Below are 18,241 nucleotides of genomic sequence, written 5' to 3'. Positions count from 1 at the left end.
TACGTGCCCAAATTGCTCGAATTCTCTGGCCCAATAACTCGCGCCGCCACACGCCTCCATAACGATAAGGCAAGGCTCAATTTTCGCGACAAAGGGCAGCAAGTCTTTGCGTCTAAGCATTTTCTTTTTGATTAACTTGCCCGCTTTATCGACGCCAACAGCATGAAAAACAGACTTTGCGATATCTAAACCGATTGTAGTAATCTTCATAGGTGGACCCGTCCTCTTTCTGATGAGTTTTAGCGACTAYATCGTGGCCCATTGCGAGGCCGATTTAAAGTGGATGGGTCCATTCCATTATCCATGGCGAGACTCACGCAATTTGTCTATTCGCCCTGCGGCAACTCCGAGGGGAGGTGAACTCCTGTCGCTTTGGTGTTGTCTGCGATTTGCTTAAAAAGATACGCATGTCCTGTCTTTTTTCCGTCATTCCCGCAGTGTTTTTGAGCGGGAATCCAGATGTTTGTATATGCCGATGAAACGATTAAGCACTGTCAATCCAGTGACACGCCGCCTTTTCATTTAATAAGAATTACCCCAATTCTGTTGTTTTGCCGCAAAATTTAACCATGGGTTTCTCGATAAACTTCTTTAGGCAAATTGATCTGCAATGGAAAAAGTAACAAAACCGACGCGACTGCAAACAGGTTCATGATGATTGGCTGGATGCATAACCAGCCGTTTTTGATCACGGGGTCGGTCCGGCCTGATGGCGTAAAATCTCGATTAAATTAGCATCGGCAGTCAAAACCATGGTGTTGCAGCTTTCTATGCAAGCCAAAATAGCGACCCGCGGCCCATTTTGCCAGGCGGCACTGGCATAAAACGCCTGCTGGCTTTGCTCACAATCCGCTAAGCTGTGATAAGCCCTCACTAACATGTAGGCGTCTGGGGTTTGCAAAGAGGCTGAGGCGAGAACCACATCAATCCCTGCGGCGGCCAATAGTGGTAAGGATTTTTCATGTAACAATTGATGGAACTGTGACCCAGTGCCTGGTTTTAATTGGTAACTCCGAATTTCAATGATATTTTGCATCGATGAGCATCTGCGAAAGTGGCAATAACAAGCCACTATGGTAAGTGGAAAACTCGTGTCGACACAGTGCAAATCCCAAGCATTTGCCGCGATACAACCACTGAATTAAAGATATTTCACTAGGTTTACTATGGCTTTTGAACTTGATAACTACGACCGCAAAATTATCGCCCTGTTGCAAAGTAATGCGCGCATCAGCTACACCGAAATTGGCCGGCAAGTCCATCTCACTGCGCCCGCGGTAACAGAGCGGGTGCGACGTTTGGAAGAGGCTGGTGTGATTACGGGCTACCAAACCCGAGTTAATTTACGCGCCTTGGGTTATAGCTTTGAAGCCTTTATCAATATTGTGGTGGATTCACATGCTGCCTTGGATGCTTGGGTTGCTGCGCATTCCGAGGTGTTAGCACTGCATGCGACCACCGGTAACCACTGTGCACTGATGCACATAGGTGTCACCTCGCCGGAACATTTACAAGGCGTGTTAATGTCGTTGGGTAAAATAGGTAAAACCAGTACCTCGATGGTGCTGTCGTCTCAGTTTGAAAACCGTCCACGCTGTCATGGTGATCAATTGCCGAAATCCTCCTAATGCGCTCCTCAAAACTGGCGCTTGCCAAGGGCAATTTGCAGCGTCAGTACCGCCTATGCTCAACCAATGCGCAGTGTTTTTTCGACCTTCAAGCCCTTGCTCACGGGGCAATTTAGCCAGCTTTCGCCATTTGTGCGAAATCCAAAGTAAAACCGGTTTAAATCTGTGAAATCCGTGGTTCACCTTGGCTAATTACTTGGTTTTGTCTATGTCCTGATAACGCCTGGCGCCTTATGATCTCGTTCGGCACTTGCCCTTTCTACAGCATCACTCAGTCAAGGAAAACACAGTGTGAATGACCCTAAACATGATTTTGATTTTTTCGTTGGCCGCTGGCGGATAGAGAACCAACGGCTGCGTCATCGTTTGCAACATTCCAACGACTGGGAGCATTTCGAAGCGAACCAAGAGATGCGATTGCTGCCTGGTGGCATCGGCAACTACGATGATTTCCTCGCACCCTCCTGGCGCCCGGGTTTTGTCGGCATGTCGCTGCGTTTGTTTAATCCGCAAACGCAATTGTGGAGTATTTATTGGCTCGACAATATCAACGCTGGTCTTGATGGCACCGGTAGTTTAATGCCGCCGGTCGTAGGTAAGTTTGAAAATGGTATTGGCATCTTCGAATGTGATGATGAACTGGATGGCAAACCTATTCGGGTTCGCTACAAATGGTTTGACACCTCTACCGAAACCCCGCGCTGGGAGCAAGCTATGTCTGCAGATCAAGGTAAAACCTGGGAAGTGAATTGGCGCATGCAAATGTTCCGACAATAAATTTATGGTCGCAAACCCGAATCGTGTTGAATGGCCAAGCAGTAGATTATGGATATACCCAAACAACCCACTGCTCTAGCACTTAAAAAATATAGGAAAATCATGCTAAGCACTAAATTAATAAACAAAATCACGACATTCCGCCAGTTGCACAGTCAAGGCGGTTTACTACTCAATAATGTATGGGATGTGATGAGTGTGCGTCTTGCCGAAAAAGCTGGAGCGACCGCAATTGCGACAACCAGCGCAGGCGTTGCATGGTCAATGGGATATGCCGATGGCCATACCATCCCCCGCAAGTGCGTGATGCAACATGCGGCCGCAATTGTTGCCAGTACCGAACTGCCTGTGTCTATCGACGTTGAAAACGGCTTGCTAAGCGCTGGCGAAAGCATGAACGACTTGGCGCAAGATCTACTGGCTGCAGGGGTCGTCGGCGTGAATCTGGAAGATACACAGGACGGTAGTATGCTCGACCTTGTGAGCAGCGCACAACGCATTCAACAATTGCGTGACGCCTGCAAAGCATTGGACTACCCGTTATTTATTAATGCCAGGATGGATGTATTGCTTCGCGGCGGAAACAAGGATGCCGACAGCTTAATCAACCGAGCTCAAGCTTATATTGCGGCTGGTGCAGATGGGATTTTTATTCCCGGGTTAATCGATTTAGCACTGTGCCAGCAAGTGGCCCTTGGTATCGATGCACCTTTGAACGTGATGGCATTATCGGGTGCGCCGAGCGCCAACGAAATCTTCTCCACGGGAGTCAAGCGTTATAGCGCAGGGTCCTTTATGGCAGAATCCGCATATAGCCATGTGTTGGCTCAGATGCACATATTTCAGCAAACCGGTTATTTGCAGCCCGCCGTGAGTCATTTGAGTTATGGCGAGATGAACCAGATGATCGGCTCGTTGGAAATTGCCGACTAAAGCAACGGAAGAGCCAGTCAGCATCAAGGCATGGCTGGCGCAAAAAAAGTGCTACCAATAAAAATTTATTTAGACACCCATTGTTAAATTTTGCTACGAAAATACAGAGAATAGGCAAATTCTTTACTGTTGAACTTGCTTAAAGAGAAATGTTTGCTGAGATGGTTAGCTCGGCCTTGGCGTAACACTTGGGCGCAGTTTCAGGATAACAGAATATGATTTAGCTTGCGGTATTTGCACTTCCGTATGCAGCAGATGCCGCCGTCGAGCCTATAGGGACACTTCTTGTTAAACGAAAGGGCGGCGAGTCACTAGAATGGCTGTGCTTAATAGCTTAACGATTAACTTCCATAATACATCAAGTGTTTAAGCTTTTTCGCCACCAAAGACTGGTCTGCATCGGGGTTAGGGTTAGAGAAGTAAGAATTGAAAGTTAAAAAATGCCAATGGCCGGTTTATTGCCGGATTTATTATTGGGATGAGTCGATTTTTTCTTCTGCTGAGCGATAAGTTTGTCTGCTATTGGTATTCTGAAATCCATTCAACAGTTTAAGAATGCCACTTACACAGATCTTTTCGCGCTCTCGAACTACATGTCCGGCCTTTTTCTATGCTTAATTTACAATCCCTGGTAGGGCTTTTCTTAAAAGTTCCAACTCCTTTTTGTTTGCTTTAATCCAAAGTTTTTTCAAGTTTGGTATCGAAGCCAAGATTTCTACTGTCTCTTTAGTCTTAATTACATTTGTTTCAACAAGATACAACGCAAAAATATTTTTATTTCCACGCAACTCGTCAATACTGGACAACTGTGGGTTTCCACTGAGGTCTAAAATTTTTACGTTGTCCAGCGTTGAAATGATAGAACCAAAATCTAACTTTTGACATTTATTTAAAGATAAGTAGCTTAAATTCTGGGTGTTTCCGGTAATTTCAGAGAGTTTGCTTGCATGGGATACACTTAATGATTCAACTGAGTCTGAGCATAAATTAATTGACTCTAATGAACGAACAATGGAGCAGTTTAATGAAATTGCGACATCAACTTTTAGATTAATAACTTTGGAGTTGAATATATTTACATGCTTAATCCCGTCAACCAATTCAGATGATTCATTTTGCTCAACATAACCTTTCCGAATGAATGCCATTATGGCTTTCCAATCATCTCGCTGCCACTCAGCGTTATATACATAATCCAATATTGGTAATATAGAATCGAAGGTAGGTAATGAATTTTCCCATCTCTGCCATTCTGAAACATTTTCTGGTGCTAACTTTATATATTTCTTAAAAGATGAAATGTCCATATTATCACTTAATTAAAATTGGGTTGTCGAATTCAGAACGTTGATCTCTTCCGGTATATTTTTGCATTTCTTTTGAGAAGCGCCTCTAAATTCTGATGATTTATTCTGTCACGCTATCCCTTTACTCACTCTTATTTGAGCTGACTAAAGCTTTAAAGCGAAGGTCACTCTTGCTCAGAGGGGTAAGTGCCTCGGCTTGGGTGAGATATTGCATAGTGATGTGGATAGCATCTTGATGGTGACTAAATTCCCTAAAAATACGCTTTGCAATCAGCAGATTTAATTGATGTGTAGCTAATGAGGCATGCTCATGCTTTATCTGTAAAATAACATCTTCTAGGGAGATAGGGGGAATTTCTTCCAAGGTTATAAGAAAGGCTTTTGCGACAGTCCTGGCGTGTGATAAATAGTCTGAGTGCGCATCTAAGGCGTAAATATGCTTGAAAATGTGTTTGGCTAGGGCTTTATTGCCGTTGCGATAAAAAGATTCGCCATCAAAACAAATATCCCCTAGTCCTTCCATTATCTGTCTAGGGTTATCCGATAGAGAAAGCGCTTCAATTTCTTTTTGGTATTCCGAAAACTGATCCATATTCTCGACCTTACTGGCAATACAGTGTGACTTTTCGACTATTGAAGTGGGAAGGCTGACAATCTTAGCAAATCCACAAGGTTAAAGCGTAACGGTCTGAATAAAATCAACATCATTTCTGCAAACTCAAGCTTAATTTCGGTATAAAAAAATGCCACTACAAGGGGTTAGTGGCATAAATGCATAAGTCTGGCATACGCTTAAAAGGGTGGGTAGAAGACTGACATCTTGGCTGGGAACCGTTGCAACATCAGCCTCTACGCCGGGAAGAGGGTAAAACCTTTGGGAGTTGAGGGGTAAAACGGCGCGTTATTGCATGCTCACTGGGCCGTCGATTTTGTTAAATGTCACATCGCCAGAACCTGCCGCAAGAATCGTTAATCCCTTAGTGTTAAAGACATTAATATTGCCTGAGCCGTCTGTGATGGTCACAGCACTTTGCACATTGGCGACCTCTATGTTGCCTGAGCCGTCATCAATTGCGGTATTGCCGCGAATATCGGTCAGCTTGATGGCACCAGAGCCATCTTCAATGGTTAGGCTGTCGTTGATTTGGCTGATTTCAATATCACCTGAGCCATCCTCTATGTTGATATTGTTACCACCGTTGATAGTGAGTTCACCCGAACCGTCTTTGACGTTCATGTCTGACGTCATCTTGCTGATCAAAATAGCCCCTGAGCTGTCATCAATATCCAGTGTAAAGTTCGCAGGGACTTGCAGTTTTAGGTCTATATAGGGCGAGTCATTGTTAGAATCTGTTTGCTCAAAGTTGGCCTTGAGCTTGGCTTTATTGGCTTTTTTCTCAAGGGTGAGAATGACTTTGCTGTCATCGTTGCCATCCTTATTGCTATAGATGTCGGCGACGAGTTTAATTTGGCTGAGGCCTTCGACACCGATAATTTCGAGACTGCCTGCGCCAGTTTCTGCAATCAGGCCTTGTAAGTCTTGGCTATTGAGGGTGAGCTCGCGTTGTTGGTGGTCTAAGTCTGGCATGCCTGCTGCGTTCACATTAAGAATGCAGCCAGTGAGCGATACCCCAGCAGTAAAAAACACTATAAAAGCGAGGGTGAATATAAATGGGCGTAGTGACATGTTAGCTTCCTTGTTTATCTGGCACTCGATTTTTTGGGTGAGTGCTGAGTCGTCTTGCGATGAATAAGACATTGCACAGCCCATGCCAATTTTAAGTTTCATTTATAATCAATTGGTTAAGCTAAAAATTGTCCGAGGTTCACTATGCGGACATGTCCGCTACATGGGTGATTTACTCATAGATTAGTGAAATTGCTCATTTATTAAGTTAGTTTAAGCTCCGTAAGTCACGCGGAATCAAAAATACAAAAAACATAAGAAGGGATGCAGATGGATTATTTAACGACGAACAAGACGGCTTGGGATGCGCGCACTCGGGTACATTTAACTTCTGATTTTTATGATGTGGCGGGCTTTCTTAGTGGTAAGACTTCGCTGCGGGAAATTGAGCTAGGTGAACTCGAGGTTGCAGGTAAAAATTTGCTGCATCTGCAATGTCATTTCGGCTTAGACACCTTGTCGTGGGCGCGAATGGGAGCGAGAGTCACAGGCGTCGATTTGTCAGAGGTGGCGATTGTTGAAGCGCAAAAGCTGGCAGGACGGACACAGTTGTCCGCCGAGTTTATCTGTAGCGATGTTTACAGTGTGGCGAGCAAGGTTGAGCCTCACGATATTGTGTTTACGTCCTATGGTGCCATTGTGTGGCTGCCGGATTTAACCCTGTGGGCGCAGACGGTTGCCGACTGTTTAAAACCCGGCGGACAGTTTTACATGGCCGAGTTTCATCCGGCGCAGCAGTTGTTCGATGGCTATAGCTATTTTAATCGGGGTGAGCCAGACATAGAGCTGGAAGGCACATATACCGAAAATACCGGTGATGATCAGCAAACCTTAATGTGCTGGTCGCACAGTTTATCTGAAGTGATCAATGCGTTATTGCAGGCGGGCTTAGTATTGGAGTTCTTCCACGAGTTTGATTTTAGCCCCTATAACTGCTTTGAAGGGCTCGAAGCGCAAGCCGATGGTCGTTATGTGTTAACACACCAAGGGCAGAATGTGCCCTTGGTGTACAGCATAAGCGCGCGTAAGCCTGCGTAATCACAGCCTTTTGTAATCGAGATGATCAGCGACTACGGTAAACCGGATACTTAAGGTATTGGTTATCGTAGTAAGGGCTACGTTCATAGAACCAGCGTAGGCGTGCCTCAGGATCGGCGGCAAACTCGGTATTGGTCAGTGCTTTGTCGAACTCAGCTTGTAGCTTAGGATCATCTTTTAGCATCTTGGCCGCCAGTGGCTCTACCGCATAATCTTCAATGTATTCAGTACGAGTGAAGATAGGATTGAAGAAACCCCATTGCAGTAAAGAATCAGGTGATTGCGGCTCAAGCAGTAAAATCGCCAGATCGCCTAGCGGTTGATCTGTACTGATTTTAATGGTGCCAGCGGGCAGTGTGGTGCTGACTTTGGTTAACTCTGACTCAGCTTTGACCGTTTGGCGGCCCTCAAAATCCTTAGTGTTAAACACGGGATTGCTGAGGGTATATTGCTGCAATTTCAACTCGGTTGGCTTTTTGATCGTGGTCATGCGAATGCCATGCACGTTAAGACGATCAATCACTTGAGTCCATTGCGCTGGAATATAGTAAGCACTCGGACGAGTGACCTTAATGTCGGGCACTGTTTCAGCCATCACAGGCAAGTTAGGGTAAAGCTTAGGTTCACCTGTCCAGCGCACAACTTCAGCGCCACTGATGGGGCTCTTTTCAAGTTGATAATCTATGCCTTTAAAATCCCAGCCTTTTTCTAATGGTGCTAATTTCCAAGTAAGGGTGATTAGCGGTGAGGCGCGGTATTTATCTTCTTGAATCGCACTCTTAAGTTTCGTCGCCTGTTCACCCACGGTTTTGAGGGTTTGCGCTAACATCACATAAGTGCCGAGCACCCTTTGCTTAAAGGGCTTTAGGCTGTGGTTTTCAACCAGAATGGTGGGCAAATGGCGAGCATCGCCATAACCGTTAGAGAAGCGCGGGCTTGGATTCCACAGCGACATGCCTTTGTTAATATCGGCGTTATCCACGGCAAAAATCAGTGCGCCGGGAATATGGCCTTGTTCCGTTAATGCGGCTTCAACCGCAGGTCTGTAGCTGTTTTCGAGCCAGCGGTAGCTCGCAGGGCTTAAGCCTTGGGCAAGGTTATAACCAAAGGTAACATCGTATTGATAGTCGATGCCGTCAGTAACATGGACATCGATATACAGATCTGGTTGCCATACGTTGATTGCGCGCAGCATGTGCTGCATTTCTAAGCTGTCTGCCTTAGCATAATCGCGGTTAAGGTTGAGATTATTAGCCGTAGTGCGCCAGCCCATATTCACTGGGCCACGTTGATTGACTCGATTAAATTCGCCGCTGCGCTCATGGGCATCAACACTAAACATAGGCACAAACAAGAGGTTAGCTTTATCGAGCAGGGCACTTTTATCGCCTTGGATAATGTCACGTAGCAGCATCATGCCGGCATCTTTACCGTCGATTTCTCCCGCATGAATTCCCGCCTGCACTAGCACTGTCGGTTTAGTGTTTTGTTTGAGGCGTGCCGATTCATTAATGCCTTCACTGCTGGCGATATACATCCAAATATCGCGCCCTTGTGGGCTCTTACCTAAGCTAACCTTTTGTAATTTATCTGTCTCGCCCGCGAGTTTGTCGAGCCAAGCGATAGTGGCATCGTAGCTTGGACTTTCAATACCGCCACTTTGCTCAAAGGGAGTCGCCCACTCGCTATCAACACTTAACATGAGCGATTCGCTGGCGCCATGCCAAGTGATGCTGGGCGGTAAAATCGCATCGTTGACAAAGGTGTTGGCTCGTTCAGGAATGGGCGCTGGTTGTGCTTCTGGCGCTGCAACTGTGGTATCGGCCAGTACATTAGTCGCAGTTTCAGTCGTTTGGCTATTCGCTGCTGGACTTGCATCCTGTGACGTTGTGATTACTGGGGAGCCAACTGCCAATGTTTCGGTGGTAGAGGCTTGCGCCATAGTGGCTGCCGGGGTTGTTTGGGTTGTGGTTTTCGCATCATTGGCAAAAGCATTCCCAGGGTACAGATTGCCCGTAGAGAGACAGGCAATGGCGATAACGGAGAAAGAAAACAAGCGCATGAAAAGAGTCCATATATCGAATTTTTATTAGGACGGTATCTTTTCATTAAACGCCCCGTTAACGCAAGGGCGGCTAAGGGTTATCCGGCATTTCTGACGTGGATTTAAGCACTAAGCGGAACGGTAAAATCAACTAAGCCGTTTTGTTGGGCGTTATCTGAGAAGCTGGCCGCTTGTGATAGGCAATGTCGATAATGGCAATGTCTTTATAAAGTGCTTCGACGGCAATCGCGAGCTGATAAATCAGCCAGCTATAACCTGTGAGTGCAAATCCCTGCGGCACTTGGTCGTTTACGGCTGTCACTGGATCTGCGGTTGATGCTTGAGTGGCTGCGACTAGGGCAAGCTGGAGTCTGTGTTGTAATTCTTGATCTAAGCATTCTGGTAGTGTCGGTAATTGTTGAGCTTTACCCGCTACAAATTCTGCAAGTTGTTGCAAATAGAAGGCAAGCTCAGAGGCAACCGCATTAATCTGCAGATAGGCGTCTTTGTCTTCTTCCTGCCAGCGGGTTAAGGGTAAGAGTTCGAGTAAGGTGATTAAGCGCACTTGTTTATTGGCTAACTGCGACAGTAGCACTTTGTGTTTTTTGAGGGTTTGACTTTCCCATTCCAAGGAGAAAAACAGTTTCTTTTGAGTGAGTACGGCCTTCATCGCAGCCTCCAGTCTAGCGCGAAAATCGAGCTCATGATTGGCGGGCGCTTTAAGATGCTCGGCTAATACTTCGGCCATATTGTCGATGGCATGGGTGAGTTGGGAGCGCCAATCTTGTTTAGCTTTAATCGGAAAAATGAACAGTGAGACCAAAATAGCAATCACGCAGCCGGAGAGGATGTTGGCCGTGCGCCATAGTGCCTCAGAGGTGTCATGGTTGGCGTCGCCGACCACGATTATGATGGTAAATCCGGCCACTAAATAGGCATAGCTGTAACGTCCGGCCGAAATAAAACAAATCAAGCTAACGGCTAAGATCAGCAGGCTCATGATTAGCCAATAACTGTCCACAGTGGCAACTAACATCACCCCATAAGCTGAGCCTAAACAAGTGCCTATCGCCCTTTGTAGCGACTTTTCAATCGCGCCGCCTACTTGAGGTAAGCTCATCATAATGATCACTATCGTGACCATGCTCCAAATAAAATGCGGTGGCGCCCAAATGGCATTAATAGTGACAGCAACGAGTAAGGCTAGCCCGAGCTTTAGGGCGTGAATTGAGCGGAAATGGCGATAGATAAAGTCGGCAAAGGGTGTGGCTGGGGCAAATACAGACATAGGGCAAAATTCCTTTGAGCTAACTTAGCGATGTTAATCTGGTGGCAGTATCGCAGAAAAACCGTGTCACTTGCGGCCATAGCGTCATAAAGAAATGTAAATTGCGAAATCTAGCAAATTGAGCTTAGTGGATGGCGCGGGAGAGATCACATTAACACTCAGATTAAATAGGCTTAACTGATGCGTGTAGAGGCAGGCCATTATACCGTGCTGCAGATATAAAAAAGGCTTGAATAAGCGTTGCCTATTCAAGCCTATATTCAAAGTGTTTGAGTTAGCTTAAGTTGCGCTCACTATCCGCTTTAACGTCAACTTCTGTGTATTTATCCATGATCAAGGCACAAGCCGCATCGCCAGTGATATTGAGTGCGGTACGGATCATGTCAAAAACCCTGTCTAACGCAAACAGCAAAGGTAAACCATCGATAGGAATTCCCGCAGCTAACAGCACTGCCACTACTAAGAAGGATGGGCCCGGCACACCTGCTTGACCAATTGCGCCTAAGGTTGAGGTGAAAATGATGGCCGCATAGGCTGTCATCGATAGATCAACGTTATACATTTGGGCGAAGAACATGGCCACTAAACCATAATAAATCGCGTTGCCGCTCATATTAATGGTGGCGCCTAACGGCAGTACAAAAGCCGTGGTTGCCTTAGAGACTTTAAGATCTTCCTCGCAGGTTTCCATATTCACTGGCAGAGTCGCCATTGAAGAGGCGGTCGATAATGCCATCACCTGCGGCTTCTTCATTGCCGAAATAAACTGGCGCGCCGACACTCTTGAGAAGAGTTGTACCACTAATGGGAAGAAGATAAAGCCGTAGATCAGAATCGCAGCCACAAACACGGCGAATAACTTAAACACGACTTCTAGTGCATCGAAACCGAAAGTGCCGACAGAATCGGCCATCAAACCAAATACACCGATAGGGGCAATGATCATCACGCAGTTGATCATCCACACAAATGCATCGACGACTGTGTTGAGTGCGGCCAAAATAGGCTTAGCGCCATCGCCTTTAACTTTAGTCAGTGCGATGCCGAAGAAGATACTAAAGACTAAGATTTGTAATATGTTACCGCCGTTCAGCGACTCGAACACATTGGTTGGGATCATGCCGATAAAGGTATCCATTACCCCGGGTAATGCGCCATGTTCCTTGGTTACTTCCATCAAGTCTGTACTGCTGTGGGCGGTAAAGTCAACGCCTGCACCCGGTTGGAACAGATTACCCATCAAGAGTGCAAGCACAACGGCAAAGCCCGACGTGACAATAAAAAAGCCGAAAGTGCCAATGCCAATCTTACCCGCCGATGGGCTGTCACCTAAGCTCGCCGCGCCGCTGATGATAGAAACCAATACCAGTGGTATCACTAGCATTTTGATTAAATGGATGAAAATGGTTCCGAGTGGTGCAAACACACTTGCACTCTCGCCCATGATAAAACCCACCAGTGCGCCGATAATCATGGCAATAACCACTTGCACACCAATGTTACCTAATAAACTCTTGCTCTTCATTCTTGCGAAACTCCCCAGTTGCCGCAGCATTTTGTGTCATGCACAGACGATTTGAACCTAGACGACTCAAGCTTTAATGATTAAGGCTTACTCTAGGCTAAAGGTTCACTCTATGTTAAAGGCAAATGCCCGACATTTTTGACCGAGTAAAGTACCACAATTGCATAGTAGGGGATTGTGAAACATCACTAACCTTGGTTTCAAAATAACCAAAGTCTAAATCACGTTAACGTTAAATGAGGAATGCTTAAATTTATGCCATTAAAAATGAATAAAGCTTATTTTATTGTGGGGTTTTAACTGCCGAATTGATGAATTGTGATTTTTACTTTGATGGGCGCAGATATCCTCTCGTATTCTTGGGGCGGCTTGAGTCGTTAGTTACCCATCTTTTACTTGTATGAATCATGAGAGTGGTTAATAGCTAAAAAACCTCCATGACCATTCAACTCTGTGACTCACTCAGTTTTCCCTATGACAACTCCATTTCGAGGACATTATGAACATCACCTCATTTTTTGGCCCACCCGAATCGTTACAGTGCTGGATAAGAAAGTGCGTCGAACAACCTGGATTTAGTTATTGGCTGGTTTATCAAGATCTTGATGAAGGTGAATCCCTGCAACTGATCACTCCATTATTCCCGATAGTGAATGATATGAGAGACCTATCGGATGACGAAATCGATGCCTTTGAGGATAGCTTAGGCCGGAGTGACTATGGTTATCTGCTAAACACGGATCAGATTGAGGATGTGATCGATAACCTGATGCAGCAAAAAGCCCTACCAAGTGAACAGGAACTGCTTGAAGCTATTATCTTTTACTATGAGCGAGATGCGTTTATAGATATTTAAGTGTTTATTTTTATTTTGTTGTTTCTATATAAAATAAAATTACGTGTTGTTAGCGGTAAAATACCGACGGTTAACGTCGGCATTTGCGTTTAAGGCGAGGTAATAAGTTGTGCACCATTTAGTGGTTATTGAGGTATTGAGCGCCTGTTTATTATGAATTCAATTTCGCAAGCACTCTGAATACCTCTTGAACGCCCTAAGGCATTGCGGGGAAGGAGAGCGAGCTGCCAATCCCTAGAGGCAGGCCTAATGCCCAATATGCCAGTAAGAAACCGCTCCAAAGTAAAAGAAAACTGATTGAAAACGGTAACATCAGTGCCACTAAGGTGCCGATGCCTGATTCCTTAACGTATTTTTGGCAAAACACCACAATTAACGGAAAGTAAGGCATCAGTGGGGTGATGATATTAGTGGATGAGTCGCCCACTCGGTAAGCGGCTTGAGTCAAATCCGGTGACACACCTAGTTCCATTAACATGGGCACCATAATGGCACCAATCAATGCCCATTTGGCTGAGGCGGAACCTACTAATAGATTGACGAACGCCGTGAGAAACACAATTCCCACCAAAGTCACACCCATAGGAAGGGCTAATTCCTTTAACGCCAACGCGCCTTTAATGGCCATTAATGCGCCTAAATTGGATTGACCAAAAGCATAAATAAACTGGGCGCAGAAAAAAGCCATGACGATGTAATAACCCATGCCGCTCATGGATTTGCTCATGCCTTGAATAATGGCTCTGTGGTTGTTTGCCGTGCCAGCGGCATAGCCATACACGATGCCGGGAATGAGGAAAAACACAAAAATAATCGCCACAATGGAGCGCATTAATGGCGCTGAAGCACTGGTTAGGGCGCCGTCAGTAGCACGCCAAGCAGAATGTTCACCATAGGCGGTTAATACTAATCCTAATGCACACAACAACATGGCGGCCATGGCGAATTTGAGTCCGCGGCGCTCATGGGGTTGCAGTTCATCTAGGGTTGGGAGCGTGCTGGGATCGCCATTCACCGCAGTGTTTTTTAGGCGCGGCTCGATAACTTTATCCGTTAAGAACCAGCCAACTAAGATAATTAAAATGGCAGAAGTCGAAGTAAAAAAGATGTTATTTAGTGGGTTAATCGTTAATGTCGCGGCCGCGGGGTCGGCTGATAATCTTGCCGCTGCCTGAGTTAAGCCCGCTAACATAGGATCAAGACTCGATGGCACGCCAACGGTCGCAGAAAAACCACCGGATACGCCAGCGAAAGCGGCGGCAATACCGGCTAAGGGATGACGACCCGCGGCATAGAAGATCACCGCGCCGAGTGGGATAACGAGTACATAACCCGCATCAACCGCGACATGGCTCAGAATACCCACGGCTATCAATACCGGGGTGAGTAACATCTTGGGGGTAACAGATAAAATCGAGCGCAGCCCTGCATTAATAAAGCCAGTATGTTCAGCAACGCCTAGACCCAACATAGCAACCAGCACGACACCGAGCGGCGGGAAAGTCACAAAGGTCGTGACCATCGCCGAGGTAAAAGCGGTTAACGCACCACCATCAAGCATATTGACGACTTGAATCGGGTTACCAGTACGAGGGTCGATTTCATCAAAACTGACACCCGATAATCCCCAAGAGATCAACCAGACTAAGCCCAGAAACATCGCAAATAATACTGCTGGGTCGGGCAGTTTATTGCCGACGACTTCGACGCCATTGAGAAATCGCTGGAATCCAGTGACAGGTTTATGATTTTCCATTTGGGTGCCGCTTCCTAAAAAATGATGATTGTTATCGGTGATTATAAAAACGCAGCATTAATTTAAGCTTGGTTTAACTAATCGATAAGAAATAAAACACATAAAAATCTATCGCAGTGGCTTTAGTGCGGGTGGATTTAATCATCACTAAATCAATTTAGCCGCAAATAAAAAGCGCGGGTTCATGACTGAACCCGCGCTTTTTTATGAAACGATATTTTTGACTAAATAACCGTACCGAACAAATCCACTACGCGCTTATGCTTTTGGACCTGCGTTGCGGATAGCGTCTGACACTTGATACTTAGCGAAGTTTTTAGTGAAAGCTTCTGCTAGTTTCTGGGCGTATTCGGCATATAGCGCTTTATCGCCCCAAGTATTGATTGGATTGAGTAAATTGCTGTCTACACCACTTACTGCCACAGGAACGGCGAGGTTCAAGGTGCCTAAGTGGACGGTTTCCACATCTTTCAACTCACCGCTGACAATCGCATCGACGATGGCGCGGGTGGTTGGGATGTTAAAACGTTTACCTACACCGTGTGGACCGCCAGTCCAGCCTGTGTTGACTAAGTACACTTGGCTACCGAATGACTCAATGCGCTTCATCAACAGTTCTGCGTACACGCCAGCAGGGCGAGGGAAGAAAGGTGCGCCGAAGCACGTTGAGAAGGTGGATTGAATCGCCGAGGTTGAGCCGATTTCAGTCGAGCCCACTTTGGCGGTATAGCCAGATAAAAAGTGGTATGCCGCTTGTTCTTTGGTCAGGATAGAAACCGGTGGTAATACGCCAGATACGTCGCAGGTTAAGAATACAACCGCATGTGGCTCAGCGCCGCAGTTGTCTTCTTTACGTTGGGCGATGTGCTCCAGCGGATAGGCTGCGCGAGTATTTTCCGTTAGGCTGCTGTCTTTGTAGTTAGGTACGCGGTGTTCGTCCATAACGACGTTTTCAAGTACAGTGCCGAAACGAATCGCATCCCAAATCACGGGCTCATTCTTCTGGCTTAAATCGATACATTTGGCGTAGCAACCGCCTTCAATATTGAATACGCCGCCAGGTGCCCAGCCGTGTTCATCGTCACCGATAAGGAAGCGTTTTGGATCGGCAGAGAGTGTGGTTTTACCTGTGCCAGATAAACCGAAAAATAGCGTAGTGTCGCCATCTTTACCTACGTTGGCTGAGCAGTGCATAGGTAGCACGCCTTGGGCTGGCAGTAGGAAGTTCTGCACTGAGAACATAGACTTTTTCATTTCGCCAGCGTATTTCAGGCCAGCAAGCAGCACTTTACGTTCGGCGAAGTTTAAAATCACGGTTGCATCTGAGTTAGTGCCATCACGTTCTGGTACGCAAATAAAGTCAGGGGCATTGATGATCTGCCACACTGGTTTGTCTTTACGATTAAATTCTTCAGGAATGATAAATAGATTGCGGGCGAACAGTTGGTGCCAAGCGTATTGCGTGGTGACTCGTACTGGTTGGTAATGTTCAGTGTCGGCACCGACTTCGAGATCAGATACAAACAGTTCTTTATCGGCTAGGTAAGCTTCAACCCGTGCCCATAAACCTTCAAAAGCACCTGGATCGAAAGCCTGATTGACTGGGCCCCATTCGATATCAGCTTCTGAACTGGGTTCTCTTACAATGAAACGATCGCCAGGTGAGCGACCGCTGCGAGCGCCTGTTTTAGCAACTAATGCGCCATTGGCTGTCAATTCACCTTCGCCGCGTAGCAGGGCAAATTCGACAAGTTGTGCTGTTGAGGGGTTAAAGTGAACGCGGTTTAATCCATCCGCCATAGTGAGGTCTCCATTTGATTTGTAAGGTTATTTTAATATCGATCGTCTGCCGATTTAATTTTATTTATCGCCTGAGTCGTGCTAGGTGACAAAGTGAGGGCGATTGTAGCCTAAGCCGAGTGCAATGTGTGAGGGGATTATAGGTATGAATAAAAAATGGGCGCCAAATAGGGCGCCCATTTTTTAGGGGGAGTCGTTTTACTGCTGGGTTGTTGATGTTTGACCGTTAGCAAATAAGGTTGCTACGTCTATGGCATCAAAGGTGTATTTAGCGTGGCAATATTCGCAACCCATTTCTATCTTGCCATCTTCGGCCAGTATGGCTTCGATTTCTGCTTGATCTAAGGTTTTGATCGCGCCAGCACTGCGTTCATGGGAACAAGTGCATTTAAAGCTCACATCGATAGGATCAAATAAGCGTACTTCTTCCTGATGATAGAGGCGATGTAACACGCTTTCTGCATCAAGAGTAAATAGCTCTTCGGCCTTGATGGTCGACGTCAGTTGGCTCAAGTGTTCGAAGTCGGCGTTGTGATCTTGCTGGCTTGGCAGAATTTGTAGGAACATGCCCGCCGCTTGTTTGCCGTCGGCAAATAACCAAATTCCCGTAGGTAACTGCTCAGATTGATTGAAGTATTCTTCAACACAGGCCGCAAGCGTTGGCTTGTCTAGTGCAACAACACCTTGGTAGCGTTCACCTTCGTCGGGTGTTAAGGTGATGACCATATAGCCTTGGCCGAAGAGTTCTGTGAGGCTAGCATCATCGGCGAGTTCAGCATTCCAGCGAGCCACACCGCGTAACTCTTGTAAATTGTTACCGTTGATCACCGCTAAAGAAACAGGACCGTTGCCTTGTAACTGTACGCTGATATCACCGCTAAATTTCAATGTAGCGGTTAATAGTGAGGTGGCTGCCATTAATTCACCCAGTAGCACTTGCAGTACGGCTGGGTATTCTTGGGCGCTGATCACTTGTTGATAGCTGTCTTGTAACTGTACCAGTTCACCGCGCACATCGGCATTATCGAACAAGTAGCGGTGTAAAGTATCTTGGTTCATCGTGTATCTCACTGTTAAAGGTCTTTAAAGCGCATGAGCTGGCGTCGTTGCTTTTTATCTGGTTTCTGATCGGGTATCGGGTTATTGAGCATGTGGAGGCGTCGTTGCTCAGCATTAATGGCCCGTTTAGCCAGACTTGTCGCGGTTTCTTCGTACAATTCTTGTGCAATCGCACCACTTTGGCGTAATTGCGATAATTTTTTTATGACGATCTCTTTATCGTCATATCCTTGGCGTATCTTAAGGACGGCGCCTATCTCGGCATTCCTACTAGATTTGGCACGCTGGCCGTTGTAATGTACTTTGCCGCCGTTAATCATTTCTTTGGCGATGGCACGGGTTTTATAAAAACGTGCAGCCCAAAGCCACTTATCGAGTCGAATGTCTGTTTTATCGCTTTGACCTTGAGTCATAGTGTCTCCAGCTAAAAGATCGATGAGTTCACATGCCGAGCAAGAAAATGCGTGAAGAGCATTTCTATTATGTTAAAGGGTGGCGTGCTTCACACCCTTTTATGGCGGGCAAAGTTAGCATAATTGGCCT

At 46.2% G+C, this 18,241-nt stretch carries 16 protein-coding genes and 1 pseudogene; 5 read left to right on the top strand and 12 right to left on the bottom strand.

Annotation, left to right across the window (positions count from 1 at the left end; translation table 11 throughout):
* Window positions 1-210, bottom strand: a pseudogene (locus L5M38_RS18170) (IS110 family transposase); the annotation flags it as partial.
* A 478-nt stretch (window positions 211-688) separates the two neighbouring features.
* A complete protein-coding gene (locus L5M38_RS18165) occupies window positions 689-1,036 on the bottom strand; it encodes an NIPSNAP family protein (RefSeq protein ID WP_219251728.1) in 348 nt (115 codons plus the stop codon).
* A gap of 130 nt (window positions 1,037-1,166) precedes the next feature.
* On the opposite strand from L5M38_RS18165, the gene L5M38_RS18160 reads away from it, so the two are divergent.
* From L5M38_RS18160 to L5M38_RS18150, 3 genes are all read left to right on the top strand, one after another.
* Window positions 1,167-1,628 (top strand): Lrp/AsnC family transcriptional regulator, encoded by a 462-nt coding sequence (locus L5M38_RS18160; protein WP_263179894.1) that lies wholly within the window; start codon window positions 1,167-1,169, stop codon window positions 1,626-1,628.
* 291 nt (window positions 1,629-1,919) lie between these two features.
* On the top strand, window positions 1,920-2,405 hold the full coding sequence (locus tag L5M38_RS18155; protein ID WP_219251730.1) for a hypothetical protein: 486 nt from the start codon (window positions 1,920-1,922) through the stop codon (window positions 2,403-2,405).
* 102 nt (window positions 2,406-2,507) lie between these two features.
* Window positions 2,508-3,338 carry an isocitrate lyase/phosphoenolpyruvate mutase family protein gene (locus L5M38_RS18150; protein WP_219251731.1) on the top strand — a complete coding sequence of 277 codons (831 nt, stop codon included), beginning with the start codon at window positions 2,508-2,510 and terminating at the stop codon, window positions 3,336-3,338.
* 614 nt (window positions 3,339-3,952) lie between these two features.
* On the opposite strand, the gene L5M38_RS18145 is transcribed toward L5M38_RS18150, so the two are convergent.
* The 3 genes from L5M38_RS18145 to L5M38_RS18135 form a co-directional block, all read right to left on the bottom strand.
* Window positions 3,953-4,645 (bottom strand): hypothetical protein, encoded by a 693-nt coding sequence (locus L5M38_RS18145; protein WP_219251732.1) that lies wholly within the window; start codon window positions 4,643-4,645, stop codon window positions 3,953-3,955.
* A gap of 121 nt (window positions 4,646-4,766) precedes the next feature.
* A complete protein-coding gene (locus tag L5M38_RS18140) occupies window positions 4,767-5,237 on the bottom strand; it encodes a hypothetical protein (RefSeq protein ID WP_219251733.1) in 471 nt (156 codons plus the stop codon).
* Between the two features lie 309 nt (window positions 5,238-5,546).
* Entirely contained in the window at window positions 5,547-6,332 is a 786-nt protein-coding gene (locus L5M38_RS18135) for a hypothetical protein (protein WP_263179893.1), read from the bottom strand.
* A 270-nt stretch (window positions 6,333-6,602) separates the two neighbouring features.
* Between L5M38_RS18135 and L5M38_RS18130 the strand changes: the two genes are divergently transcribed.
* Window positions 6,603-7,370 carry a class I SAM-dependent methyltransferase gene (locus L5M38_RS18130; protein WP_263170031.1) on the top strand — a complete coding sequence of 256 codons (768 nt, stop codon included), beginning with the start codon at window positions 6,603-6,605 and terminating at the stop codon, window positions 7,368-7,370.
* A 25-nt stretch (window positions 7,371-7,395) separates the two neighbouring features.
* Here L5M38_RS18130 and L5M38_RS18125 read toward each other — a convergent pair whose 3' ends face one another.
* From L5M38_RS18125 to L5M38_RS18115, 3 genes are all read right to left on the bottom strand, one after another.
* Complete coding sequence (locus L5M38_RS18125) at window positions 7,396-9,432, bottom strand: M14 family metallopeptidase (RefSeq protein WP_263170028.1); 2,037 nt, start codon at window positions 9,430-9,432, stop codon at window positions 7,396-7,398.
* Between the two features lie 133 nt (window positions 9,433-9,565).
* Window positions 9,566-10,702, bottom strand: coding sequence for an FUSC family protein (locus L5M38_RS18120; protein ID WP_173242572.1), 1,137 nt, complete (start codon window positions 10,700-10,702; stop codon window positions 9,566-9,568).
* Between the two features lie 274 nt (window positions 10,703-10,976).
* Entirely contained in the window at window positions 10,977-12,227 is a 1,251-nt protein-coding gene (locus L5M38_RS18115) for a dicarboxylate/amino acid:cation symporter (protein WP_263179891.1), read from the bottom strand.
* A 499-nt stretch (window positions 12,228-12,726) separates the two neighbouring features.
* On the opposite strand from L5M38_RS18115, the gene L5M38_RS18110 reads away from it, so the two are divergent.
* Window positions 12,727-13,083, top strand: a complete 357-nt coding sequence (locus tag L5M38_RS18110) for a hypothetical protein (protein ID WP_263170025.1) — start codon at window positions 12,727-12,729, stop codon at window positions 13,081-13,083.
* Between the two features lie 196 nt (window positions 13,084-13,279).
* On the opposite strand, the gene L5M38_RS18105 is transcribed toward L5M38_RS18110, so the two are convergent.
* The 4 genes from L5M38_RS18105 to hslR form a co-directional block, all read right to left on the bottom strand.
* Entirely contained in the window at window positions 13,280-14,839 is a 1,560-nt protein-coding gene (locus L5M38_RS18105; RefSeq protein ID WP_263179890.1) for an AbgT family transporter, read from the bottom strand.
* A 258-nt stretch (window positions 14,840-15,097) separates the two neighbouring features.
* Window positions 15,098-16,639 carry a phosphoenolpyruvate carboxykinase gene (locus L5M38_RS18100; protein ID WP_263179889.1) on the bottom strand — a complete coding sequence of 514 codons (1,542 nt, stop codon included), beginning with the start codon at window positions 16,637-16,639 and terminating at the stop codon, window positions 15,098-15,100.
* 198 nt (window positions 16,640-16,837) lie between these two features.
* A complete protein-coding gene (gene hslO / locus L5M38_RS18095; RefSeq protein ID WP_105250990.1) occupies window positions 16,838-17,698 on the bottom strand; it encodes an Hsp33 family molecular chaperone HslO in 861 nt (286 codons plus the stop codon).
* Between the two features lie 14 nt (window positions 17,699-17,712).
* Window positions 17,713-18,111: a ribosome-associated heat shock protein Hsp15 gene (gene hslR / locus L5M38_RS18090; RefSeq protein WP_011848177.1), complete on the bottom strand. Its 399-nt coding sequence runs from the start codon at window positions 18,109-18,111 to the stop codon at window positions 17,713-17,715.
* Window positions 18,112-18,241: the final 130 nt, after the last annotated feature.

The sequence above is a fragment of the Shewanella sp. SM101 genome (genome assembly GCF_025654465.1).
GTDB lineage: Bacteria > Pseudomonadota > Gammaproteobacteria > Enterobacterales > Shewanellaceae > Shewanella > Shewanella oncorhynchi.
The sequence above is the reverse complement of the archived record's forward strand: the minus strand, read 5'-3'. Positions and strand labels throughout refer to the sequence as shown.